Origin of the sequence: Parabacteroides sp. FAFU027 (genome assembly GCF_022808675.1) — a bacterium.
Taxonomy (GTDB): domain Bacteria; phylum Bacteroidota; class Bacteroidia; order Bacteroidales; family UBA7332; genus CAXXIC01.
The window spans coordinates 660,079-686,015 of sequence record NZ_JAKZKV010000001.1 but is presented as its reverse complement, the minus strand read 5'-3'; the positions used below and the strand labels follow the sequence as shown (position 1 = coordinate 686,015).

The 25,937-nt window shown below is 40.5% G+C and carries 18 protein-coding genes; 6 read left to right on the top strand and 12 right to left on the bottom strand.

The features are described from left to right. Positions 1 to 25: 25 nt before the first annotated feature. Together rpoN and MLE17_RS02995 are read right to left on the bottom strand one after the other, a co-directional pair. Positions 26 to 1,477, bottom strand: a complete 1,452-nt coding sequence (gene rpoN, locus MLE17_RS03000) for an RNA polymerase factor sigma-54 (protein WP_243346914.1) — start codon at positions 1,475 to 1,477, stop codon at positions 26 to 28. 168 nt (positions 1,478 to 1,645) lie between these two features. Further along, on the bottom strand, positions 1,646 to 3,304 hold the full coding sequence (locus tag MLE17_RS02995; RefSeq protein WP_243346913.1) for a nucleoside kinase: 1,659 nt from the start codon (positions 3,302 to 3,304) through the stop codon (positions 1,646 to 1,648). Positions 3,305 to 3,489: 185 nt separating this feature from the next. Here MLE17_RS02995 and MLE17_RS02990 point away from each other — a divergent pair, with 185 nt between their 5' ends. Then, a complete protein-coding gene (locus MLE17_RS02990; protein WP_243346909.1) occupies positions 3,490 to 3,942 on the top strand; it encodes a DUF695 domain-containing protein in 453 nt (150 codons plus the stop codon). Positions 3,943 to 3,951: 9 nt separating this feature from the next. After that, complete coding sequence (gene ybaK, locus MLE17_RS02985; protein ID WP_243346908.1) at positions 3,952 to 4,425, top strand: Cys-tRNA(Pro) deacylase; 474 nt, start codon at positions 3,952 to 3,954, stop codon at positions 4,423 to 4,425. A gap of 9 nt (positions 4,426 to 4,434) precedes the next feature. Here ybaK and MLE17_RS02980 read toward each other — a convergent pair whose 3' ends face one another. The 3 genes from MLE17_RS02980 to rlmH all read right to left on the bottom strand — a co-directional run bounded on the left by MLE17_RS02980 (position 4,435) and on the right by rlmH (position 6,547). Next, positions 4,435 to 4,746, bottom strand: coding sequence for a hypothetical protein (locus tag MLE17_RS02980; protein WP_243346907.1), 312 nt, complete (start codon positions 4,744 to 4,746; stop codon positions 4,435 to 4,437). A 32-nt stretch (positions 4,747 to 4,778) separates the two neighbouring features. Then, the gene (locus MLE17_RS02975) at positions 4,779 to 5,957 is read right to left on the bottom strand and encodes a M24 family metallopeptidase (protein WP_243346903.1); all 1,179 of its coding nucleotides are present in this window, start codon (positions 5,955 to 5,957) and stop codon (positions 4,779 to 4,781) included. Positions 5,958 to 6,073: 116 nt separating this feature from the next. Next, positions 6,074 to 6,547, bottom strand: a complete 474-nt coding sequence (rlmH, locus tag MLE17_RS02970; protein ID WP_243346902.1) for a 23S rRNA (pseudouridine(1915)-N(3))-methyltransferase RlmH — start codon at positions 6,545 to 6,547, stop codon at positions 6,074 to 6,076. A gap of 193 nt (positions 6,548 to 6,740) precedes the next feature. On the opposite strand from rlmH, the gene MLE17_RS02965 reads away from it, so the two are divergent. Both MLE17_RS02965 and nadC read left to right on the top strand, forming a co-directional pair. Then, positions 6,741 to 7,130: a DUF4783 domain-containing protein gene (locus tag MLE17_RS02965; protein WP_243346900.1), complete on the top strand. Its 390-nt coding sequence runs from the start codon at positions 6,741 to 6,743 to the stop codon at positions 7,128 to 7,130. Then, entirely contained in the window at positions 7,123 to 7,962 is an 840-nt protein-coding gene (nadC, locus tag MLE17_RS02960) for a carboxylating nicotinate-nucleotide diphosphorylase (RefSeq protein WP_243346899.1), read from the top strand. The genes MLE17_RS02965 and nadC overlap by 8 nt, the downstream gene beginning before the upstream one ends. Before the next feature lie 134 nt (positions 7,963 to 8,096). On the opposite strand, the gene MLE17_RS02955 is transcribed toward nadC, so the two are convergent. From MLE17_RS02955 to MLE17_RS02925, 7 genes are all read right to left on the bottom strand, one after another. After that, the gene (locus MLE17_RS02955) at positions 8,097 to 8,792 is read right to left on the bottom strand and encodes a hypothetical protein (protein WP_243346898.1); all 696 of its coding nucleotides are present in this window, start codon (positions 8,790 to 8,792) and stop codon (positions 8,097 to 8,099) included. Positions 8,793 to 8,890: 98 nt separating this feature from the next. After that, positions 8,891 to 9,334 carry a hypothetical protein gene (locus MLE17_RS02950; RefSeq protein WP_243346897.1) on the bottom strand — a complete coding sequence of 148 codons (444 nt, stop codon included), beginning with the start codon at positions 9,332 to 9,334 and terminating at the stop codon, positions 8,891 to 8,893. 955 nt (positions 9,335 to 10,289) lie between these two features. Beyond that, the gene (locus MLE17_RS02945) at positions 10,290 to 17,417 is read right to left on the bottom strand and encodes a leucine-rich repeat domain-containing protein (RefSeq protein WP_243346892.1); all 7,128 of its coding nucleotides are present in this window, start codon (positions 17,415 to 17,417) and stop codon (positions 10,290 to 10,292) included. A gap of 80 nt (positions 17,418 to 17,497) precedes the next feature. Continuing rightward, entirely contained in the window at positions 17,498 to 19,033 is a 1,536-nt protein-coding gene (locus tag MLE17_RS02940; protein WP_243346890.1) for a leucine-rich repeat domain-containing protein, read from the bottom strand. Positions 19,034 to 19,107: 74 nt separating this feature from the next. Then, positions 19,108 to 19,671 (bottom strand): hypothetical protein, encoded by a 564-nt coding sequence (locus MLE17_RS02935; RefSeq protein ID WP_243346888.1) that lies wholly within the window; start codon positions 19,669 to 19,671, stop codon positions 19,108 to 19,110. A 287-nt stretch (positions 19,672 to 19,958) separates the two neighbouring features. Continuing rightward, the gene (locus MLE17_RS02930) at positions 19,959 to 20,402 is read right to left on the bottom strand and encodes a hypothetical protein (protein ID WP_243346886.1); all 444 of its coding nucleotides are present in this window, start codon (positions 20,400 to 20,402) and stop codon (positions 19,959 to 19,961) included. Between the two features lie 41 nt (positions 20,403 to 20,443). Beyond that, a complete protein-coding gene (locus MLE17_RS02925) occupies positions 20,444 to 21,223 on the bottom strand; it encodes a hypothetical protein (protein WP_243346884.1) in 780 nt (259 codons plus the stop codon). Between the two features lie 1,043 nt (positions 21,224 to 22,266). On the opposite strand from MLE17_RS02925, the gene MLE17_RS02920 reads away from it, so the two are divergent. Both MLE17_RS02920 and MLE17_RS02915 read left to right on the top strand, forming a co-directional pair. Continuing rightward, a complete protein-coding gene (locus tag MLE17_RS02920; RefSeq protein WP_243346881.1) occupies positions 22,267 to 24,189 on the top strand; it encodes a T9SS type A sorting domain-containing protein in 1,923 nt (640 codons plus the stop codon). A gap of 6 nt (positions 24,190 to 24,195) precedes the next feature. Beyond that, the gene (locus MLE17_RS02915) at positions 24,196 to 25,887 is read left to right on the top strand and encodes a T9SS type A sorting domain-containing protein (RefSeq protein ID WP_243346880.1); all 1,692 of its coding nucleotides are present in this window, start codon (positions 24,196 to 24,198) and stop codon (positions 25,885 to 25,887) included. Positions 25,888 to 25,937 lie beyond the last annotated feature (50 nt).

Here is a 25,937-nt window from a genome sequence, read left to right as displayed (position 1 = left end):
CTGAAAAAAGAGGAGCTGATATTAATTAAACTTCTTTACGTAAGCGTGCTACCGGCATGCCTAATTGCTCCCGGTATTTAGCTACTGTGCGCCGGGCGATGATGTACCCTTTTTCGTTGAGGATTTCGCACAACTTTTCATCGGGTAGCGGGGAGCGCTTATCTTCAGCCTCAATAGCATCCTTGAGGATCTTCTTGATTTCGCGTGTTGAAACTTCTTCACCCGATTCAGTCTGCATACTGTCAGAAAAGAAAAACTTCAGCGGGTAAACCCCGAAATTGGTCTGTACATATTTGCTGCTGCTCACCCGGGAAATCGTGGAGATGTCCAGGCCTACCTTTTCAGCCACGTCTTTCAAGATCATGGGCCGAAGGTCGGTTTCATCTCCCGTAAGAAAAAAATCACGTTGTAACTCTACGATGGCCTCAAAGGTAGAAGAAAGCGTCATCTGGCGTTGCTTGAGTGCATCAATAAACCATTTGGCGGAATCAAGTTTTTGCTTGACGAACTGTACCGCCGCTTTTTTATCCTTGGTTTGGTTTGCTTTATTACCCATGAAATCCTGAAACATATCCGAATAACCGCGGCTTACCCGAAGGTCAGGAATATTTTTATCATTCAGGTAAATCGAAAGCTCTCCATCAATGGCTTCAACGATAAAATCAGGGATGATCTGATTTACTCCGATCGCTTCGCCTTCCTCTCCGGAAGAGTTCCCGGGTTTGGGATTCAAAGAGGTAATTTCGGCAATGGCCGCTTTAAGCTCTTTTTCGCTGATTTTATACAGGGTGATTATTTTGTCAAAATGCTTTTTGGAGAATTCCTCAAACGAATCAGTGACAATGCGGATGGCAAGTTCGATAGACGGTTCCTGTTTCTTGCGTTTCAACTGAAGCAAAAGACATTCCCGTAAATCCAGGGCACCTACACCCGCCGGGTCAAGGTCCTGGATAATATCCAGAATCAGACGTAGCTCTTCGTCGGATATATCTATGCCGACCTGAAACAGCAAATCGTCAGAGATGGCACGCAAATCGCGTCTCAGATAGCCGTCCGGGTCAATGTTTCCAATGATGTATTCACCCACTTTTTCTTGTAGCTCGGAGAGTTCTCTTAAGTGGAGTTGCCGGATAAGCCCCTCGTGAAAAGTCTCGCGCTCACCTACAAAGATAGTTTCGCTGCGGTCTTCGCGGTTTTGCTTTTCATTTAGCTTGTAGGAAGGGATTTCGTCTTCGTTGATATAATCGCCCAGACTGAAATCTTCATTCGACCAGTTATCATCAGTTTCGTTGCCAAAGTCATCTGTGTCAGAAACTTCAGCCAAATCAACACCCTCTTCTAAAGCCGGATTTTCCTCCAGTTCCTGATGGATTTTCTCCTCCAGCTCCATGGTGTTTAGCTCCAGCATTTTAATCTGTTGGATTAATTGCGGAGTAAGCTTTTGTTGAAGTTTTTGTGATAGTTGAAGTTTTTGCATAAATCGGGTAAAGTCAGGCTCAGCGCATGATTGATGCAAAGGTACGACATTTTCAACGCTTATAAAAGTTGAAAATATAAAACAGCAGAAGCCCTGAAGGTGGAGATTGCCTGAAAAAGAAAGCCTGCCGGATCATTTCTCCGACAGGCTTTAGGGATATGTCTGGTATCAATACCGGAAACTGCTTCCACCCAGAAACTCCCGGATAAGGGATGTCGGTGGAATTTCCCGGTCGTAAATCGGATAGAAATAGCTAAGGAAACGCAACAGGCGAGTGGCTTCGGAATATTCGTCACAGTTTTGCGGCACAGCCATCAGCAGCGGCTCCACATAGCGTTTCAGCACGGCCAACTCAAATAACAGAGCCGAATTGAACATCGCATCGGCATTTTCCTGAAAGGGGAAAATCCACTTCTCTTCGCCCCGGCGAACACTCGGCCAGCGGGCAATGGTGTTACGGGCAGAGTAGTTGCGGTATTTGAAGTCGCGGATGATGCGGCGTAACAGACGGTTATCCGTTGTGGGAATCCAGTTATGGTCATCCAGCGAAATCGTGGTCAACGCCGAAACGTAAATCCGGTACTTCAGTTCATCGGGGATATGCGGGGTCAATTCCGGATTCAGACCGTGTATACCTTCAATCAGCAGGATGTTATTTTCATGCAGGCGCAGTTTATTTCCTTTATACTGACGTTTGCCCTGTTCGAAACTGAACGTTGGCATGGCGATTTCCTTTCCTTCGAGCAAATCATTCAGGTCTTTATTGAAAAGCTCCAGGTCCAGGGCATAGAGGGATTCAAAGTCATGCTCCCCATGTTCATCCAGCGGCGTTTTGTCCCGTTCGATAAAATAGTTATCCAGGGAAATGGAGACCGGCTTGAGCAAATTGGTCATCAGCTCGATGCTCAGTCGTTTGGTAAAGGTCGTTTTTCCGGACGAAGAAGGGCCTGCAATCAGGATGATCTTGGAGCTTTTAGCGGCAATCTCATCGGCAATGTGGGAGATTTTCTTTTCGTGAAGCGCCTCCGAAACCTTGATAATGTCGGTCGCTTCCCCGCTTTTGCTGGCCTGATTCAACGTCGCCACATCGCTGAACCCGAGGATTTCATTGAAACGGTTGTATTCGTGAAATATATCGAGCATCTTTTTCTGAGGCACAATATCCTCCAAAATCGTCGGTTTATCCCGGTTGGGGATTCGAAGCAACACACCGTCCTCGTAACAAATCAGGTCAAACAGGTAAAGGTATCCGGTCGATGGAACCAGGTTGCCATAGAAATAGTTGATGTGCTCGCCCAGCTGATAGTATGAAGAATAAACCTCCCCCGTGGAAGCCAGCAATTCAGCCTTGTCCATCATGTCGTTGAGTTCAAACAGACGGACGACCTCTTCGGTCTGCGCCTCTTTGCGGTGGAAATGAAGGTCTTCGTCGATAATCTCCTGCATCCGTCTTTTTATCCGTGATACTTTATCCGAACAAACATCCGCTCCCAGTTCCATTTTACAGAAATAGCCTTTGGAAATGGGGTGTTCAATCCGCAGTTTTGACCCCGGGAAAATTTCCGCCATCGCCTTATAAAGCACAAAGCACAGCGAACGCACATACGTGCGCATTCCCGATGAATTGGTCAAATCTATGAATTCGACATTTTTTGAGGTGAAAACACGGAAACGAAGTCCTTCCACCCGGTTATTCACCTTCGCACTAACGACGAGGTAAGGCGTTTGAACCTCCAGTTCATTGTAAATATCAAGCAGGGTTACTCCCACGGGAAAATCACGAAACTCATTCGTGTTTTTGCAATATATTCTGACGGTATCGTACATGGTGGTTCGTGTTTTTGGTGAGACAATAGAGGTTATTCTCCGAAATATATCCGTTTTGAGTAAATAAAACAAACAGTCGCCTCTTTTTTTTCTCAAAGCAATGAATTTAGGGAATTCCATGCCGGTTTTCCTCAGAATTTCGTAGGTTTGTCGGTTTTCTAAATCAAACAATAATTTACTCCTATATGAAACTTACCGACAAATGGTTTAGCGCTATCTCTGAAGATGAGAATGGCAAACTGGTCATCGTGACCGGCCGTGACGATATTATGGATTTTGTGAAATCCGGAAAATTCAAAGAGCGAGCCGAGATTTACTGGAAATACGAAGGCGATGGACAGGGAATGCCGTCGGAGGAGCTTTCAGAACAAATGGAGCAGGTGGAAGAGGCTTTGCGTAAATCCATGGAAAAGGACAAACTGGCCATCCTGACCGGCGTCTATACCGGAGGTGGGCAGAAGACCTGGGTCTTTATCTGCCGCACCGTTCGTGTATTTGGAGAGCGCTTGAATGAGGCACTCTCTTCCTTTGACCTGTTGCCAATTGAGATTTATACGGAAAATGACCCTGACTGCGAAGAGTATCTCGATATGCTAGAGATGAGAAGCTGGGGTGGTGATGATGACGATGAAGATTAATTTCTTACCATGAAGATACAGAAGACCAATGCCGCCCGCATACTCGACCGTTTGAAAATTGCTTACGAACTGGTTCCGTATGAGGTGGACGAAAGTGACCTGAGCGCGATTCACGTTGCAGAGCAATTGGGGCAGTCCATCGAACAGGTGTATAAAACCATCCTATTGCGTGGTGATAAATCCGGTGTTTTTGTCTGTGTCATTCCCGGTGCGGCAGAGGTTAATCTCAAACTGGCAGCCAAAGTCTCCGGTAATAAAAGCGCCGAAACCGTTGCCATGAAGGAGCTTTTACCGTTGACCGGATATATCCGTGGCGGCTGTTCTCCTTTGGGTATGAAAAAGCCGTACCCTATTTACCTCCACAAGGATGCGCTGGAGCAACCGTTTATCTACATCAGTGCCGGACAGCGCGGCCTGCAATTGAAGCTCTCTCCGCAGGATTTATGTCAGGCGGTAAATGCTACGGTTTGCGAGGTGGTGTAACTCTGTTATTCAGGCGAATAAATGAGATAATACAATTTCGTAGGTAGAAGAACCGCGAGAGGTGTTCGCCGTTTCACGAGAAGTGGTAGAAATACTACGAGAGCCGGTAGTAGTTTCACGAGAGGCGGTAGAAGAATCACGAGAAGTGTTCGCAGCTTCACGATAACCGGTAGAAATCTTACGAGAGGTGGTAGAAATACTACAAGAAGCGGTAGTAGCTTCGCGATAGGTGGTAGATGAACAGCGAGAGCCGTTCGCAGCTTCACGAGAGGCGGTAGAAATACCGTTTAATTGAATAAAACAAGCCGGAACGATTGACATTGTTCCGGCTTCTCTTTTCTATGTCGAAGAACTCAACAAGGAAGTTCTACAATCTCCTCATTAAGGACAGTCAGCTTTTCGATACCGTCGGCATTTACTACAAAAGTATTTTCTACACCCACAGCTCCCGTGCCAGGGATTACGAATTTAGGTTCGAGGGCAAAGATGTGGCCTTCGGTCAGGATCTCTTTCGAACGTGGAGCCAGTACAGGCGATTCGTTGATTTGGATACCGATGCCGTGACCGATGAATCCGGCCTGTTGGCTGTATCCCATGAAGTAGGGGAGAAGGTCATGTTTTTTTACCTTTTCAATGGCCATGTTGTAAAGCTCTGCAGTTGCTACACCTGGTTTGGCGATAGCTACAATGTCGCTCTGAATCTCCAGGGCCAACTGGTGTGCATTATAAGCCAGCGGAGCCACTTTGCCTACCGAAAATACGCGGGTCATATCCGAAATATATCCGGTAAAAGTTCCTCCCATATCCACCATAATGGCTGTTCCCGGAGTCAGGACTGTTCCGTTTCCACCGACCGGTAAGGAGCTGTGCAAGCCGCTACCGCCCATTGCAAAATCATAAGGCGAAGGTGCATCAGCATTGTCCCCGGCAATTACACTTCCCATAAAGATTTCCATCGATTGCCCGAATACCCGGAAATGTCCCAAGGCTCCTTTCTGACGGAACAGACGTTCGATTTCGATAGAGAAGTCGATGTCGGTCATGCCCGGTTTGTAGAGTTGCGGTACTTCGCTGTAACAAGCTGCGTGCAAAAGTCCTGAATGGCGCAGCAGGCCAATCTCATAAGCCGATTTGATGGTACGCACTTTGCGTAATACGGCGGTTGCATTGAAGGTCTGTTCCGGTGTAAAGATGGATTGCAGACGGGTAACGTCGTTGTAGCTCAGTTCGTCAAGCTCCAGCATCAGTGTCTTTGGAGTTGTGATACCTTCCTCTGCCAGAATCTCTGCGATTTGTTCCGGTTTGCGGATATAATATACGTTTTCACCTTTGAGACCTACCGGACGTTTCACAAAGAAGAAAGGACTGCCTTCTACCGGCAAATAAAAGTAACCGCTGAATACACGGTCAGCCACATAAAACAGGTTGACATTTCCTGCCAGTAAGCAACCTTCGGTGCCTTGTCTGGCCATCTCTTTCTGTATGGCTTTCCAGCGGTTGCTGAGCTCAGGTAAAATTTCGTTTTTAAACATCTTGTATATGTACAATTTATGGATTTACAATTTACTATTTGGGGCCTCAATTTACTATTTGTAAGTATCGAATCACGAAGATGTCAATTGTAAATAGTAAATTGCTAAATGGTCAATTATTCGTGGTGATATGGTTCGTTATTCAGGATAGTCATGGCCCGGTAAAGCTGTTCCAGAAATATCATGCGGATCATCTGGTGTGAAAAGGTCATTTTCGATACCGAAATCTTTTCCTGCGCCGCTGCATACACTTTATCCGAAAAGCCATAAGGCCCTCCAATGACAAAGACCAAACGTTTCGATACCGAATGCATCTTTTTCTCAATATAGTCGGCAAATTTCATTGAAGTAAACTCTTTGCCATGTTCATCGAGTAGAACCAAAACATCTCCGGGTTGCAGTTGTTTTAATATCAGTTCCCCCTCTTTCTCCTTTTGCTGAGACTCGCTCATGCTCTTGGTGTTCTTGAGCTCGGGAATAATTTCAAATTCAAAGGGAAGGTAGAATTTCAGTCGGTTACGATATTCATCAATAGCTTCGGTGAAATATTTTTCGGTGGTTCTTCCTACGGCGATCAGCGCTATCTTCATTTAATAAGTAACAGCTTTAAATGGGTGAAAAGTTGGTTTTTGTCGTTTGGGAGGCGAATTTACGGTTTTTCTGAGTAAATTTGTATTGTATTTCAGGCAAATCATCATGAAACGGGCATTCAGCATTTCTATTTTAGAGATTGTATCCAATGCAAGTTCCAAGTGAAGCCAAAACCAAAAAAATCAAGGTCTCATGAAACGTTTCTTTTTAATCATAATCGCAACCTGTCTGTTCTCGGTGAGCAGACTCTTTGCTCAGGATGCATCTGATATTGAGACTGCATTCCAGAAAGCCAATCTCTCGCTGATGTCTGACCAGATCAGTTCGTCAGTCGATCTGATTTTACCGTCAGAAGATTCATCTGTAAACCACGATGAGTGTGTGATTTTGGTTACGCGCTTTTTGCGTTCCGTTTCACCGAAGGATTTTACTATTATTCACCAGGGGAATCGTGGCGAAACCAAGTTTATGGTCTGTTCTTTAACGACAGCACGGGGAAATTACCGCGTGCACCTGCTCTTCAAAAAAGTAAATACACAATATCTAATCAGCCAGATACGAATCGAACCTTCCAATGAATGAATTAATCGATCAATTGATTGACATTGCCCTTAGAGAAGATATAGGCGATGGCGATCATAGCACATTTTGTTGCATTCCCGAATCTGCCACAGGCAAAGCAAAACTATTAGTTAAAGATCCCGGTGTGATTGCCGGTGTTGAATTGGCTCAACATATTCTTAAACGTTTTGATCCTACTCTCAAAGTCGAAGTCTTCATTCAGGATGGAGCTGAGGTAAAACCCGGAGATATCGTTTTTACCGTTGAGGGAAAGGAGCGTTCGCTTCTGCAAATAGAGCGTCTGATGCTTAATGTAATGCAACGCATGAGTGGTGTGGCCACCACCACCCGCTGTTATGTAAACGAACTTGCCGGTCTTAAAACCAAAGTGCTGGATACCCGCAAAACCACTCCCGGCATGCGTCTTATAGAGAAGGCAGCTGTGAAAATCGGAGGTGGTGTAAATCACCGCATCGGCCTTTATGATGCCATTATGCTGAAGGATAATCACATTGACTTTGCCGGAGGAATCAGGAATGCGATTCTTCGTGCTCAGGAATATCTGAAGGAAAAAGGGAAAGATCTGACCATTGAGGTAGAAGTTCGTTCGATGGAAGAACTTGAAGAGGTCATGCAAACAGGCGGCATCAACCGTATTATGCTCGATAACTTTACTCCCGAGCTGACCTGCAAAGCCGTTGATCGCATAGGTGGTAAATATGAAACGGAATCGTCAGGTGGTATTACTTTCGAAACTCTTCGTCAGTATGCTGAATGTGGCGTTGACTTTATTTCTGTAGGGGCATTGACCCACTCGGTAAAGAGTCTTGATTTAAGCTTTAAGGCTTGCTGATAACACTACCCGACAGTTTCGGGAAATATATTATTTCCGGGCGATATCCTGATTTCCAGACCAGGTATCGCCCGGTTCCTTATTATTGCTGATCCGGAGTCCTGATTGCATGAGTGAACATATTCCATTGATGCTTAGTATAATATCTTACAGGTATTGAAATTTACGACAAAAGCCAATCCGAAGTTCCATATTATGTTGGTTACATTCCTGACATTAAAGGTTGCACCAATTTCAGGTCGTATTGCCCATTTGTTCAGGTCAGAGCTTATACCGCAACCCAAATTTCCACCCCAATACGAATAATGCTCCCTGTTAAGTGCTAAATCGAGTTTAGTACCTGTGGTTACATCAAATCTGTTTGAAATATTAAAAGATAGTATCAACCGGGGACCAATGAACTCATAGTGAGTGTTTCCTGAAAAATAGCTGCTGACATCCAACGCACCGGATAGTATGTCTTCTTTAAGTGTAATACGTGGTGATATTGCGACATAATTAAAGTCACCTGACATATCTTTATTATTTTGCATGAATCGTTCGTACCTGACTTTCAGATCGAATGTTTTGTTAATCCCATATCCCAATCTGACACCTACGTGGTTTGTACCTAAAATTTCCGATGGTAACAGGACATCGGAGCAAGACTTATGAAGGGAGTAATTGACAGTACACTCCATATCTCCTTTGTAGATAATATTGGCTTTTTCATAATATGTGTTGACAATCTGGGCTGTAGAAGCAAAACAGCCGAGAAAAAAGAGAATGGATGTAAGAATCAGAGCTTTTGTACTTCTGGTCCGGATGAGAAATTGTCGTTGTGTATTCATATTCTGCCGAAGTTTATTGTTCAATAGTACTGACCAAAAGGCCAAACCTAACAGGTTTTGAAAACCTGTTAGATTTCGTCTCATTATCCATACATATTCTATTTCACCCGTACATATTTTTCTATAAAGTGGAAAAGGATCGCTCTTCCGTCTTCATTGTACGGTCCGGTCTGAATCAGCGAATCACCTTTAATTTGTACATTGTACAAAGGCTTTTTGCCAAAATATTTAATCGCATCCGGAAAGTGGCTATCCAGTGTTTCCTCCAGGTTATTTCCTTTCAATACGTACTTTCCGCAAACTCCGCTATTTCCTGGCTTATTGTTATTTATGGACTGATATACGGCCATAAAATAACCTTTGCAGAATGTTTTCCATTGGAAATCTCCATCTTTTGCCGAAAACTGAGACATTAACGAATCCAAATGGTAGTATTGAGCATGTACCATTTGCCAGGTACCTTCGATAGGAACAGCTTTTTTCAGTCCATAGCTCAACGTTGCAGTGATTGCAACGATAAGCAGAGTAATAAATCGTTTCATAGTTTAAATGTTTAGGGTTGAATTGATTGTTGTAATATCTCTTTTCCAGATAATACACGGGATTTACAGTATATTCATAAACAAAGGTTTTAAGAGTCCGACTGAGATTCCGGTTCCGGATGCACTTGTTTGCGGGAGCAAGTGCGGAGTCCTGTTAAATCTCTGTTTGTTAATGGGCGTTGATTGGCAATCTTATGTATAAAACAATCCTGTAATATAGAAAGTTGTGGTTTTTAGGCGATAAGAGTTTAAGAGCCTGTTTAAATTTTACCGAAACATTTTCATAAAGGAGAAGAGTCTCCTTTCTTTGCTCCTTTTTTAGTCTCTTTTGGGCATATTTTTCACTTTCCTTTCTTGATTTAGCCCGCTGAATCTGCGAAATCAAAGCAAAAAATCTACCTCAAAATAGTCCTGAAAAAGTATCGCAATAAAATTTAAACAGGCTCTAAAATGAAATAAGCCGGGAATTTGTTACAAATAGATCTTCTGAATATTTACCCATAAATAACCTCTTATCCTATGAAAATAACCGGGCGGAATAATATCGTGCTTATCTGTTGTTTTTGTTACATCTTGCAGAACAATGAATTAAGATATACTTCATGTTATTCAGTATAACGGATCATGCTATTGTGAATCTCAAGAAGATACGGTCGGTTCGACTTTCATGACCGGAATGCCGGATATTTACAAGGGATACCTTTTCTCGGTAGATATGGAAAAAGCCCTGAATCATTACTTTAAAACAAAAGCGTTTTCAGAGATCCGGAACTCATAAGACTCCCTAATGTCAGCATTTGAACCTGAATTTGCCCCGGGAGGCTTAGTTATGGAAGATATGATTTCAATATCTGGTTGCTTTAGGGCTGATCCAGACTGATAGAAGGACTAAAACCTGACAGATCTTTATTACCTGTCAGGTTTTACTCATTAACTACTCAACGAAGGCTTCATTCTATAAATTCACTTTTTCTGTGATGCTTCCGACTTTTACGATATAGGAACCTTTGGGTAAGTTAATAGTCGTAGTTCCTTTCTGGCTATTTATTGTTTTGATAAGTGTACCAGATATTGAGAAAACTTTAATAACCTCGTCTGTAACTTTTTCTACAATGATCAGACCATTTGAACTGTAAATATTATATAGCTGAGCCTTTATTGGTGTGATTCCCAGAGAGATTACCTTATAAAATTCAGACCAGTAGAGGGCTGTTTGATAGGCCGTAATAGAACCACTAGGAACAATAAGTAGGCAATTTGATTTATTCACCTGATTAAAGGTATAGCTGGAAATTGTTGGAGGCACAGGGTTTGTGGATTTAATTTCCATCAAACCACTACAGCCCTTAAATGTGTAATCGTCTATTTTTTTGATATTTTGGGGTAAATACAACTCTGTGAAGTTTTTACAGTCTTCAAAAGCATTCCAGTAGATATAGGTAACCGTTCCCGGTATTTTTATACTACCGGTTAATCCACTACATCCCCTAAATGTGCCATAATAGATCATAGAGAGGGAATCGGGAATGGCTAAGCTACCATTTAAGCCTTTACAACCGGAGAATGCATAAGCATCTATTGTTTTAACAGAGTTTGGAATGATAAGATTTCCGGTAAAACCTGAGCATCCGGCAAATGCCGACCATCCAATTGCCTGAACAGAGTTTGGAATGACTAAATTGCCACTTAGACTACTACATCCCTGGAAAGCATCATAACCAATTGATTTGATAGTATTAGGAATAGTCAGATTACCGGTCAGTCCAGTACAACCTTCGAAAATACCGTTGCCAATTGAATCTATGGCAGATGGAATACTTAATTCCCCGGTAAATCCAGAACAACCGGCAAAAGCATAATCGCCGATATATGAAACCGAATCCGGAATCAATAAACTACCGGTTAATCCGCTGCATTGCCCGAATGAGTGATTTCCGATTGATTTTACAGATTTCGGAATGGTTAAGTCTCCTTTAAGTCCGGAGCAGCCATCGAAGGCATTGTCTCCAATCGCTGTCACAGAGTCTGGAAGATATAAATTACCGCTAAATCCGGAGCAATAAGCAAAAGCATTGTTACCGATTGTTCTAACTACCCCCGGGATCGTTAAGTTACCGGTTAATCCACTACATAAAAAGAACACACTGTCATTAATCATTGTAAGTGAATCGGGGATAATTAAATTTCCGGTTAAGTTACTGCAGCCGTAGAATGCATATTTCCCGATATTTTTCACCGAATTAGGTAACATTAAACTGCCTGTTAATTCATAGCATGCGGCAAAAGTACCATCACCGATTGTTTTTAAAGAGCGAGGAATAGTCAGCTCACCGTCTAACCCGGAACAATATGCAAATGCACCATCCCCAATTGAAGTTACTGAGTTGGGGATATTAAGACTACCAGTTAATTGGATACAATACGCAAAAGCTCCTTTACCAATATAAATTACAGAATCTGGAATCATCAGGTTTCCGGTTAATCTCATACAATAAGCAAATGCCATGCTTCCGATTGAGGTGATTGAGACTGGTAGTTTAATTGTTTTGAGAAGAACCGGATCTGAATAATAATAGTAGTAATCTGGATAATCTTCATCGGGTTTAGAGAATGAATATACGGGCATTTCGTTTACCGGATAATAGGATAAAGTATTAGAATTGGTACCTTCTGTTCCAGTATAAGATGCAATTTTTACACCAGATAAGTCCAGGTTAATTAATGCACTCATGCTGTCCCGCATAAATCTTACGTCTCGGGCGTCAATAAAACCTATCACAGTTAAATCTGTAATTGTGTCAGCTTCATTAATGTTGAGTAGATTGCATAATGTTCCTGGTGTGATTACATCAATGACTTTTCTTATGGTAAAATCCTGTTCTATAATATTAGAAAAATCAGACCAGTAGGTTGCCGATTTGTAGGCTGTTTTTGATCCTGTAGGGACAATAAGCTGACAACTGTTTTTATTTATTTGATCAAACGGATTTGCATACGAATAAATCAGAGGTGGTACAACACTGGCCGACATTATTTTTTTTAGATTGTTGCAGGGGCCGAATGTCAGATCGTATATCTGTTCGATGTTTTGAGACAAAAATAATTCAGAAAAACCATTACATCCATAAAAAGCCTTCCAATCAATTGTTGAGACAGAATTTGGAATTGTTAGTCTTCCAGTGAATCCACTGCAACCATTGAATGCCTGGTAACTGATAGTTCTTACCTGATTAGGGATTGTTAGATTTCCTGTCAGACCGCTACATCCCTGAAATGCCTCAGAGCCGATAGTCTTGAGGTGATCCGGTAAAATCAGGTCTCCGGTTAGTTTGTTGCAGTTATAAAATGCATGATTACCAATAGTTGTTACAGTCTGGGGTATTTGGACGATTCCTTGTTTAGCCAGTGGACATTGAATTAAAAGGTTTTGATTTTTATCCAATAACATACCATTTGATGATGAGTAATATGCATTATTATCATCAACCAGGAATTCTGAAATTCCCCAACATTCATCAAAAGCATTTGATTCAATAGATTTAACGGATGATGGAATTGATACTCTTCCAGATAATCCGCTACATCCTCGAAATGCCCAGTCTTCTATAGTATCAATGGAAGATGGAAGCACTAAATCTTCGGTAAATCCACTGCAATAACTAAATGCATCACTACCTATTTTTTTTACTGAATTTGGAAGTGTTAGATTTCCTGTAAATCCTTTACATTCAGCGAATGCTGATGATTCAATGGTTATGACTGAGTTAGGGATTGTCAGATTTCCTGATAGACCGCCACATCCGTAAAAAGTGCCGGATTCAATTTTAGTCAGTGAATTTGAGAGCCTTAAGTTGCCGGTAAATCCGTAGCAATAACCAAACGCATAGCTACCAATTCTTTTTATTGAATCAGGAATAATTAAATTTCCGCTTAAACTACTACATCCCTGAAAAGCATTTTTACCAATATATTTGATGTTTGGAGGAAGGGCCAAACTGCCTGTCAATCTGCTACATCCAATGAAAATCCCTGATGAAATGGAATCTAATGTTGCCGGTATAATGATATTACCAGTTAGTCCTCCACACCAAGAAAAAGCATATTCTCCAACGGCTGTAACAGCATTAGGCAAAGTTAGGCTACCATAAAATCCATTGCAATTTGAAAAAGCGGATTTTCCAATCACTTTCACTGAATTTGAAATAGTCAGGTTGCCACTAAATCCGTTGCAGGAATAAAAAGCATAATCCCCGATCATACAGACCGAGTCAGGAATTATCAGGTTTCCATTAAATCCATAGCAATAATAAAATGCGTAATCACCAATTGATTTTACGGATCCGGGAATGACAAGGTTGCCAGTCAATTTTGAGCAATAGGCAAAAGCACTATTACCAATTGAATTTATGGTGGAGGGTAGTTTGAATGATTTGAGATTGCTTTTATTGTTATAATAGGAGTATGTACCTGGTGTACTGAATGCGTAAACAGGTAATTCATTAGCAGGATAAGTGGTCAATGAGTCAGTATAGGTACCCCCTTTTCCAGTATATGACACTATATTGACTCCTGATAAGTCCAGATCGGTAATAGAAACGAGACTGTCACGTATAAGTTTAATATCTCGTGCATCTATAGTGCCGGTCAAAGAAAGAGATGATATAATTGATATGTCAAATGCATTAAGTAAAGCACCCAGAGTCCCGGGTAGTATTACATGAATTTTCTTACTGAATCCAAAGTCCTGCTCTGTTATATTGGTAAACGCTGACCAATAGGTTGCAGATTGGTAAGCTGCTGTTGATCCTGTCGGAACGATCAGTTGAACGGCTGATTTATTTACCTGGTCAAAAGTGTAAGAGCCTATTGACACTGGTTGTGTATGGACTGATACTATTTTGGTCAATCCAGTACAGGAACTAAATGCCCAATCATAAATGGATATTATACTTGGAGGGATAATTAATTCCGTGATACCAGAACATCCACTAAAAGTGTTCCAATTGATAGTTGTCATAGATTTAGGAAACGATAGACTTCCTGATAATCCACTACATTTACCAAAAGCATTTTGCCCAATTTGGGTTACAAAATCAGGGATTGTCAGATTGCCGGATAAATTTTTACAATTGTAGAACGCATTATCACCAATAGATTCGATAGAGTTAGGCATAATCAGGTTGCCGGTTAATCCGGTACATCCCTGAAATGCATTACTACCTATCGTTTTAACTGCGTTTCCAATTTTAAGATATCCATTAAATCCACTACAATAACTGAAAGTGCCAGGTTCAATATTGGTTATGAAATCAGGTATGATCAGATTTCCAGTAAATCCCGAACACCAGTTGAAAGCAGAACTGCCGATATATGTGACTGATTCGGGAATAGTCAAATTGCCCGATATTTTGTTACATCCATTAAAAGCATAGGCTCCAATTTGTTTAACCGAAGCGGGTATAATTAAATTTCCGTTAAGCCCCTTACATTGCTCAAAACAATAATCCCCTATTGAAGTTACCGAACCGGGTAGAGTAAGGTTTCCTGTAAATCCTGAGCAATACGAAAAAGCACCATTTCCGATTGTTATGAGAGAATTTGGTAGATTTAAATTGCCTTTAAGTTTAGTACAATGATTAAAGGCGTAATTGCCTATTGTCTTTACAGAAGACGAGAAAATTAAATTGTCTGATAGTCCACTACACATTGAGAATGCATAATCTCCGATACTTGTGACAGCATTGGGTATTACTAAACTGCCAGATAGACCGGTACAATCTGAAAAAGCATAATTCCCAATTGTATGAACAGAATCGGGGATTATTAAACTACCGGTCAGTCCTTTACAGTATGCAAAAGCGTAATCCCCGATTGAAGTAATTGAAAGGGGAAGTTTTATAGTCTGGAGATAAGTATTGCCGTTTTGATAAGAATCAACTTTTCGAAAAGAATATATTGGCATTTCGTTTACCGGATATGTGGTCTGGATATTTGTATTTGTACCCAGTGTTCCCGTATAAGCTGATATATTCACCCCTGACAGATCCATATTAGCCAATACAGTCATGCTGTCCCGCATGAACCTTACATCCCGCGCATCAATAGTACCTGTTACTGTGAGATCGGTAATTGTTGCAGCTTCAGTATATGAAAGTGAGTCTTTTAATGTCCCTGCTGTGGTCAGATGGATAGTTTTGGGTTGGGGTATATTTGCAAAAAAGTCTGACCAATAGGTTGCCGATTGATAGGCCAGTTCTGAACCAGAAGGAACAATAAGTTGGCAGCTTGTTTTATTTACCTGATCAAAGGTACTGCCATAAATTGTTGGAGGTACAGGATTATTGTCTGTTATTTTCTTCAATCCGGTGCATGAAGCAAAAGCCCAATCTGATATAGTAGCTAAACTTTTGGGCAAAAGTAAGTCAGTAAATCCGGTGCAATTAAAGAAAGCCTTATTTCCAATCGAAATCACAGAATCCGGAATTACTAAGCTTCCTGTGAGTCCGTTGCACTTATAGAATGCATTATTGCCAATTGAAGTCACTGAGTTTGGTATCGTTAAATTTCCAGTTAATCCATAGCATCCGGCGAAAACGCCATTGTTTATCGATGCCACAGATTTTGAAATTGTTAAACTACCCATTAGCCCGCCACAATAGAAAAAAGCGCTATCTCCGATTGAGATTACCGAATTAGGAATGGTTAAGCTACCTTTTAGCCCTTTACAATAGAAAAATGAGCTCTTCCCGATTGAAGTTAAAGAATTGGTAAAGGATAAATTACCCACTAATTCAGGACAGTAATAGAAAGCAAAATCGCCTATTGAAGTTACTGAGTTTGGAATATATAAACTGTCTGTCAGTGTATAGCAATTATAAAAGGCGAAATCTCCAATAGATGTAATTGAAATGGGGAGTTTTATACTTTTTAGTGTGGTTTTTCCTAATGGTGAAACGGGCCTTCTAAAAGAATATTTTGGTATTTCATTGGCGGGATAGATTGTTGTATTAGTTGAATAAGTTCCGTCCGTACCCGTATAGGCAGCAATACACACTCCCGACAAATCCAGGCTTGCCAATACAGTCATACTGTCCCGCATAAACCTTACGTCGCGGGCATCAATGAGCCCGGTTAAGGAAAGATTTGCAATCGTTGCAGCATCAGTATGGGAAAGTGAGTCTTTCAGTGTTCCCGCTGTGGTCAGATGAATAGTTTTGGGTTGGGGTGTTTTTGCAAAAAAGTCTGACCAATAGTTTGCTGATTGATAAGCCAATTCAGAACCTGGAGGGACAATCAGTTGACAGGTGTTTTTATTTACCTGGTAGAAAGTCCAACTATAAATTGTAGGAGGAATCGGATTAGCTATTGTTATCTTTTTCAAACCGCTGCATGATGCAAATGCCATATCTGATATTTCGGATAAACTTTGGGGTAAAAATAATTCAGAGAAGCCGGTACAAAGATAGAAAGCACCAAATCCGATCGTTGTCACGGTGTTCGGAATGATTAAGCTGCCTGTTAGACCTTTACAATCGTAAAAAGCAGAATCCCCAATCGTTGTAACCGAATATGGGATTGTTAGGTTTCCTGTTAGTCCCTCACAGGCACCGAAAGCTCCATTGCCAATTAACTTGACCGAGTCTGGGATTGTGAAGCTTCCACTCAGCCCACTGCACAAAAAGAACGTATAATTCCCTATTTGGGTTATTGAGATAGGTAATTTTACATTTTTGAGGGAGACTTTGCCGGAGTATGTGTACGGATTGCAGAATGAAAAAATGGGCATTTCGTTAGCCGGATAGGTAAATGATTCATTTATAGTGCCTTTTATTCCTGTATAGGCTGTTATATTGACTCCGGACAAATCCAGATTGGCCAACATAGTCATACTGTCCCGCATTAACATCACATCGCGGGCATCAATAGTTCCCGTTACAGTGAGATCGGCAACCGTTTGCTTTTCAGTTGCGGAGAGTAGGCTGCTCAGTGATCCCGCAGTATTCACATTTACTGTTTTGGAAACCTGCCCAAAAGCAACTATTGCCAACAGGGCAAAACCGAAGGAGACGATTGTTTTTTTCATGGCATTTGAATTTTTGTTTAGGTTAAATTGCATGTGCAGAAGGTGATAAAAAACGAGCGTTTTATATTCTGTACACTATATCATTTTACACATTCCACTTTCTGATAATTATTTCCGACTTTTACAATATAAGTCCCTTTAGGTAGGTTGATTGTTTTGATTATTTCCCGGTTATTAATTGTTTTGACCAAAACTCCGGAAAGAGTGAAAACCTCAATGGACTCATTCGTCGCATTTTCGATAATGTTTTGACCATTTGAGCTATAAACTTTGCAGATATCAGTTTTGGTTGTAGTTATACCGGCGGATAAGTCCTGTTCCGTGATATTGGTAAATTCTGACCAGTAAGGTGCTGCCTGATAAGCTGTCCTTGCACCTATGGGAACAATCAGTTGGCAAGTGGATTTGTTTACCTGTTCAAAACTCGAGCTTTTGATTGATGGAGGTAAAGGATTTGCCGACTTGATTTTCTGCAAACCTATGCAACCGCTAAAAGACATGCCTGAAATATATTTAGTGCATTTGGGAAGAATCACCTCTTTAATGGACGGACATTGGTCGCATACAGTGTATGGTATTGTCGTAACAGTTTCAGAAAATTGAACCTTCCCATCCAGTCCGGGGCAATCATAGAATGTGTACCATCCGACAGTTGAAACAGACTCTGGAATAATTAAATCACCGGTAAAGCTTTTACATCCTGAAAAGGAATAATCTTCTAAGTTGGTTACCGAACCGGGAATAGTAATTTTACCGATAAGTCCCTCACAATACTGAAATGCATAGCTCCCGATATAGGTGACTGAATTGGGAATAGACAAAATTCCACTTAATCCTGTACAGTAATTAAACGCCAAATCTTCAATTCGGGTTACAGAATTGGGAATAATCAGGCTGCCGGTCAGACCAGCACACCAGGCAAATGAATTTTTTCCGATGATATTTACCGTTCCCGGAATCTCGTAATTTCCTGTTTTGCCACAAGGATACAGAATGAGCAGAGTTTGATTTTTGTTGAAGAGAACTCCGTTTGTTGCAGTGAAATAGTTATTTCCATCTTCTACAATGAATGCTGTAATACCACTACATAATCCGAAAGGAACGGCATCGATTTGATTAACAGATTTAGGGATAATGATAGTGCCGGTCAAACCGGGACATTCGTAAAAGGCAAGATATCCGATAGATTTGAGATTGCCGGGTAGAGTGAGACTACCTGTTAGTCCGGATTGATAAAAAGCGAATTGTCCGATTGATGTTATTGAAGCAGGGAGTTTGATTGTTTTGAGTGAAGTCTTTTCGTAAAAGGCATATTCAGAAATTTGATTTGCCGGGAAAGATGAAGAGTAAGAGGGGCCGGCATCACCTGAATAGGAAGTGATATTTATCGAACTAATATTCAGATTCGTAAGCATCGTCATATTATCCCTCATAAATTTAAAATCCCGAGCATCAATTGTCCCGGTTACTGTGAGATCGGTTACTGTTGCTTTTTCAGTTGAGGTTAACAAAGTATTGAGGGTGCCGACTGTGGTCACGTTCACGCTTTTTGAAACAGCTCCGTTAGCAATTGCAGCCAATAGAACAAAACAGAGGATAAGGAATAGTTTTTTCATGGCTTTGAATTTTAGATAGGAGTATATTCTACTACTGATAAATTAGTAAAGTGTACAGTATTCTCCTTTAATAGTCAATATGGAAATATTTCGTTTGATCTTTTTCTGACCTCTTTTTGCATGAATGTATAACTCCATTTGTGATGAGAATAGGTTGATGGCCAGATCAACAGGCATCCAATACCTATTGGAATTAATCCGCTATATATGAAGATATCGCCAACTGCTTCATTAGATATTTGAATTGTTTGAAAACCATGATTTGAGGCTCTTTTTTCAGGAGCAGACCTGATAAATAACCCAATTACAGATACTGAAATTCCACTTAATATATTACCTACTCCATATCCATGATACTTATAGTACTTTATATTTGATATATCCGTGATATTCAATGTGTCGCCCTTAATGATGATTCGGGTAAATTCCCCGGTTTTCTGTTCAAAATACATTTTGAAAGGACCACTAAAAGATTGTTTATCATCCATTACTACCTTGATTCTTTTCCCTTCCGGTATATTAATCTTTGCACTCGAGATTTTATTCTTTATGACCAGGTAATTCTTTATCTCATACTGGCAGAACCCTTCAGAGAGAAAAGCTAAGGACATAAAAACGATAAGAATATTGGTTTTCATACATTTGTCGTTTATGACTTGGGTTTTGATGTTCTATGTAATGTGTTGATATACAATGTAAATTCAACGCAAAAGCTCACGACAGAGTAGTCATTGAAAGATGCCAGATTTTTCATTAATCCGAATTCAGAGCGTATAGCCCATTGATCTGGATTAACGCTGAATCCGCATACAAGATTCATTCCCCGGTAAGGCCCTTTATTCTCATTTAACGAAATATCAAGTTTGGTCCCAAATGTGATGTCAAAGTACTTTGGGGCAGTATCTGAGTAAGATGCGCCATATCACTACTTCATCCGCACATATTTTTCCACAAAGTGGAAATAGATCATTCGTCCTTTTTCATCATACGGCCCTGTCTGGATTAAGGTGTCCCCCTTAATCTGTACTGTATATTGGGGCAGTTTACTAAAGTATTTGATCGCATCCGGATAATGGTCGTCCAGGATTTCCACCAGGTTAGAACCTTTCAGTTCATATTTCCCGCAAATGCCGCCATTCTGAGTCTTTCCGTTATAGATGGATTGGTTTACAGCAACGAAATAACCTTTGCTGAACACTTTCCATTGAAAGTCTCCATCTTTTACAGAGAATTGAAACATCAGTGAATCCAGGTGGTAGTATTGGGCATGTACCATTTGCCAGGTTCCTTCGAGAGGCACAGCTTTTTGCTTTCCATAGCTAAGCGTCACAGTTATTGCAACGATAAGCAGGGTAATAAATCGTTTCATAGTTTTAGAATTTAAGTTGTTGTGATTTGTAATCTTCTGGCTTATTTCAGGGAACTGACTTTGTTTTTCTTTTGAGGAAAATTAAAATAGAGGCCAATATTTAGCTGTTTAGTCCCAAATAAAGACTTGTATTTATAATTGACTGGAATTAACGGTATATACTGGATTTGCAATTTGACATATTCCCAACCGCCTCGTACTGTAAAAGACGGTTCAAAAAATAGAATATTCTTGTGTTGAGACAAAAACCAAATTCTGCCATACTCACTTAAGGATGGATCCAGATTAGTTTCTACACTATAAAATCTCAAATAATCAAACTGAGTGCCTACTGCTAAATCAAAACAACTAGAGGTGTATCCAAGTGAAGTTTGGATAAATTGTTTTGAAGCCGATAATCTTGACGTGTAGTTTTGATTAGTATATCCGAAGTCATTTGGTGAATATAGGGGGTATGTGTATGAATGATGTTCACTTATACTTCCCAGTCCGGCGTATGTTTCAAAAACAAATGATTTTTGGAAGGCCTTATAGTACCCGATAGCTCCATTAAATCGCGATTGTTTGCCTCCTGTTGCATCACTGGAGGATGAAAACGTATAATCTGACATTAATGCAAATTGATTCGATATGGAATATGCAATACCGGCATTCAATCCATCAGAACCATCATCCCCAAAGGTAAGCCCTCCCGTCAAACGAAGATCATGCTTTTTCGTAAATAACGGAATTTGCTGGAGACCGGGTGAATAGTAATAATGTGCACAACTGCTCATTATGACGGGCAATATGCAGAGAATAAAAAAAACGCTCTTTTTCATGGCTCAAAGATTGAAGATGCAAGTAAATTTCAATCTGGTATGGCTGTGAAGTCTGAAGGTTGAGAAAACAAAAAACGACATAGAGTCAGCTGCAGCATTCAAGCTTTAGTTGCTTTTCTACGTCGGTTTAATATCTCTTCAATTCATCGCTTGATAAGCGGAATGAATTAATGGATTTTCAATCACATGCACCTGGGTCCTTAGTCCGATATTTAAAGTTGCTGGTTCTTTAGAAAAATAGCCATCGGTGTGGGTTTTGTAGTAGCTATATAAAATAAAACAATCAGACCATTGATGTTGTTTGCTCTATCCGGTTAGTTGCCGACAGAATTTCTTAATCATCTATGGTCTGAGGATGTAAGTCCGGGAAATAATAAGAACGGAATAAATAGATATATTTTTCTGTAGTTAAGGTTTAGGTCAAGGTCAAAGATTATTGTTATAACATCCGGAGTTACATATAGAATAATCATATATAGTACACGACTTGATTCTGAACTGGCATTATAGAAAAAATGAAGTGCACTTCCCCTCTAAATTGTGTGGTCTCCAGGAATTAGGTTCATAAATTGTCCTATGATACTAGCCATTCAGAAGCGCACTTCCCATTCTGTTCATGCGTGGTATTCTATTTCCATACGAAGATACAACATTCTTTCCCCCGAAATCAATACTACCAAAGTAGTATTTTTAGCTCAGACAATTAGTTTTTTGCACCTGGTGGGGGCTTAATGAAGTACCAGATTGTTGTATATTATATGGTGTTGTGATTTGCACTGGTTATTTTCAAAAATGACAGGTGGCTTCAGGACTTGTATATATATTGGACGTAAACTCTTTACTTTTCAGATATAGATCTTTTATGTATTGAATATCATTTAGATATTGTGCCTAATCTTCCGATTGTAACTTTATTTCGAAATGAATGGTCTGTGTATTATTAACCTTAATTTATAGCCGATTGTATTTTGTCTGTTCAAAGGATGGCTATTCTTTCTGATTATTGTTGTTGAACTTATTCTAACCCAAAAAACTGAGAACGTATGAAAACTTCTATTTTAAAGATAGTTATTGTGGTCATATATCTGACAAGTTTATCCTTAAGAGCGGCTGATGTGATATATCTGGGGAAATATGATGATATCACAACTGTAATTGCAAATAAGTCAAGCTATCTGGGAAAAGATGTAGTAGTAATTATTCCACAAGGTTACACTAATCCGTTATCAACCAATTTTACAAGCATCAATACACTGGCCGAAAATACCCGGATAACCTTCAGAGGGGATGGTACAATGCCTGTCTTGAAACTCAGACGGTTAAATCCTCCACCTAACCTGGCTGCACTGACATTTGAAGACCTGACAATTTCAGGGGCAATGAGTGATCCTACCCAAAATTACATCATTAATGTAGCCAGTTCTACTGTACTTATCGATACTATTGCATTTTCTAATTGTAATATCTCGACATTTCGCTCATTGGTCCGTTTTCAAAGTACAGATACGTTGGTACCTCAGAGGGTAAAAAATATTTTTATCACCAATTGTAAAATAAGCAACTTCGCTGATTATGGTGCCATTTATAATAATAAAGTGGGTAGTTATATGGATCGGATTAAAGTGAAGAACTCAACGTTTTATGGATTCGGATTAACTGTGTTTTATTTACAGACGAATACAGGACAGTTGGAGCTGTCAGATTGTACATTTGACAATACAATGTTATTATCTTCCGGAGCAAATATCAGATACCTGATTGATTTAGGTACATCACAGAAGACTCCCGTAACCATTTCAAATTGTATCTTCGGTAAATCGGGGAATCCTTCGGTTTGTATTCGTTCATCCGGAACATTGAATATTGATAATTCATATATCACAACTGACTTTTATGCTGCCGATTCTATGAAAATCTCTGATATAACAGGGGCTTTTACTACTTATCCGGGTGAATCAACGGATATTTTCACAAGTCCGTCTTCATCAACACCCGGAGCGACATTTGTAAATCATGGTATTAACTACAGGATAAAAGATAACAGTTTTGCCGGAGCTAATAGTGCTGGTGATCCCCGGTGGTATATGAATGTCATAGATCCGATTCCCAATTCAGGTTTTGAAAATTGGGAATTGGTATATGCCGATTACGGAAAATTTGTAATGCCTAAAGGTTGGTTTGTAGCTGGGACGGCAGTACAAACATCAGATACACAGTCGGGAAGGTATGCCTTAAGACTTCAAAATAATATTTCCGGCTTATATTACACAGACAGGTCTGGTTTAGCCAATACTGCTCCGCCAGCGGGAGGTGATTGGGGTGCAATGTGTCCGGCTTTTGAAGTGAGTAAAAGGCATACCTCATTGAATGGATATTATAAATTCATTCCTGCAATCACAGGTGATTCCTGCCAGTTTTTTGTCTTCATGTATAAACATGGATTTTTAGAATCACCTGATCCTGAATATCCCTTAATGGGTTACGCTATTAAATGCAAAGAACCTGTTTCAACCTGGGCTCCTTTCTCTATTGATTTAGATTATTTTGATGATACTTCGATTCCTGATAGTGCATGTATTGGGATATTTGCTTATAAAATGTATGACATAAGTACTGGTTATCACTATGAACCTTTGGGTAACTCAATACTATATGTCGATAACTTATCATTTGATGGTTTCCCGGCGACTGAGGTAAATAACATCAGGGATAGGGTGAAAGAGATTACTGTTTATCCAAATCCGTCAACCACAGAATTGTACATTGAAATGCAATTGGCTGATGCACACTATACAATAAGATTGTATGATACCTCCGGCAAGTTTGTCAAAGAAGTGTTTTGTGGCAACAGTGGAGGCAGAAAACAAATGAAAGTAGATATCAGCAATATTCCATCAGGTGCTTATTTACTAATGATTACCACTGATGAAGGGTATTGTTGCAGGAAAATCATGGTGAAAAAGTAGTTGTTTATGAAATCAATACTCCTTTTATTTAGCAGCATCCTTTTGTGTGCATATTTGCAGGCTCAAATACCCGCATTTCCGGGAGCAGAAGGCAGCGGTATGTACACATCCGGGGGAAGAGGAGGGAAAATCTTATATGTTACCTCCCTGGCAGATGATGGCTCGGTAGGGACATTACGCTGGGCATTAAATCAGACTGGTCCCAGGATTATTATGTTTAAAGTGGCAGGAGTAATTCCTTTGACCAACAAGATTCAAATCACGAATGGCAATCTTACCATTGCTGGTCAAAGTGCGCCGGGGGATGGCATTTGTTTGAAAAACTATCCGGTATTGGTATCGGCCAATAATGTTATTATCCGCTTTATGCGTTTCAGGATGGGCGATGAAGCAGCGGCAGTCAATCCTACCTTTGGCTGGGATGGGGCTGATGCGATATGGGGGCGTAATTTGTCTAATGTAATCCTTGATCACTGTTCCATGAGTTGGAGCATAGATGAGTGTGCCTCCTTCTATGATAATAAGAATTTTACTATGCAGTGGTGCATACTGTCTGAGAGCTTGCGTTATTCGTTTCATACAAAAGTTTCACACGGCTATGGTGGTATATGGGGAGGTGCACCTGCCAGCTTTCACCACAATCTCCTGGCTTGCCACGATAGTCGTAATCCCCGTTTTTGTGGAAGCCAGAATACCAATAATCCGTCAATTGAAAAGGTCGATTTCCGAAACAATGTCATCTACAATTGGGGTAATAATTCCGGTTATGGTGGGGAAGGAGGATCTCATAATATCATCAACAATTATTACCGTTCAGGTCCGGCAACAAGGGTAGGAGAGGTCAACTACCGGATTTTTAGCCCCTGGCCTGACGATGGATCCAGTAGCCAACCGGCAGGGGTGTGGGGCGTTTTTCATCTGAGTGGAAATGTGATGAAGAATAGTCCGTTTGTTACTGCTGATAACTGGTTGGGATTTCAGCCGTATTATCTTGGTACAAAACCTCTGTCTGACCTTCAGTTATTTACTCCGTTTCCAATGGCTTATGTAACTACTCAATCTGCGGAAGATGCCTATCTCCGTGTAACATCTTATGCTGGAGCCAGTCTGAAGCGTGATGCGGTCGATTCCAGGATTATAAATAATGTATTGAATGGAACTATTTCCTGTAGTGCTGGAAGCAATGGGAGTACAGGTGGCCTGATCGATTCTCAGAGTGATGTGGGCGGATGGCCTGCCTATAACTTTAACCCTGAAGATGTACCTACTGATACGGATAAAGACGGTATGCCCGATAGTTGGGAAACTGCACATGGTCTTGATCCGAATAATCCGGCAGATGGGCCGTTAATCTCCTCCGGTGAAAGCTACACTAACGTTGAGGTATATCTTAATGAACTGGTAAAACAGATTACTGATTCTCAAATGGCAAATTCTTCTGGAATTGTAAATTCAACTGTAAATTCATTGAGGATTTATCCCAATCCGGTAACAGATGGGGATATTATCTGTATCGCATCGGACGCGCCAATACAACGGGTGCAGATTTTCTCAATTGAAGGTCTTAAAGTTATAGAAGTTAATATCCCGGAAAATGTATCTTCAATTCCAGCCCGGGGATTCAATGCCGGAGTTTATGTTATATTAGTCACTTTGCAAAACGGATTTATTATTCAGAAAATGGTAATCAAAGAGTAGTTGAATTTGTAAATAAAAACGCCCCACAGCCATTACAGCTGCGGGGCGTT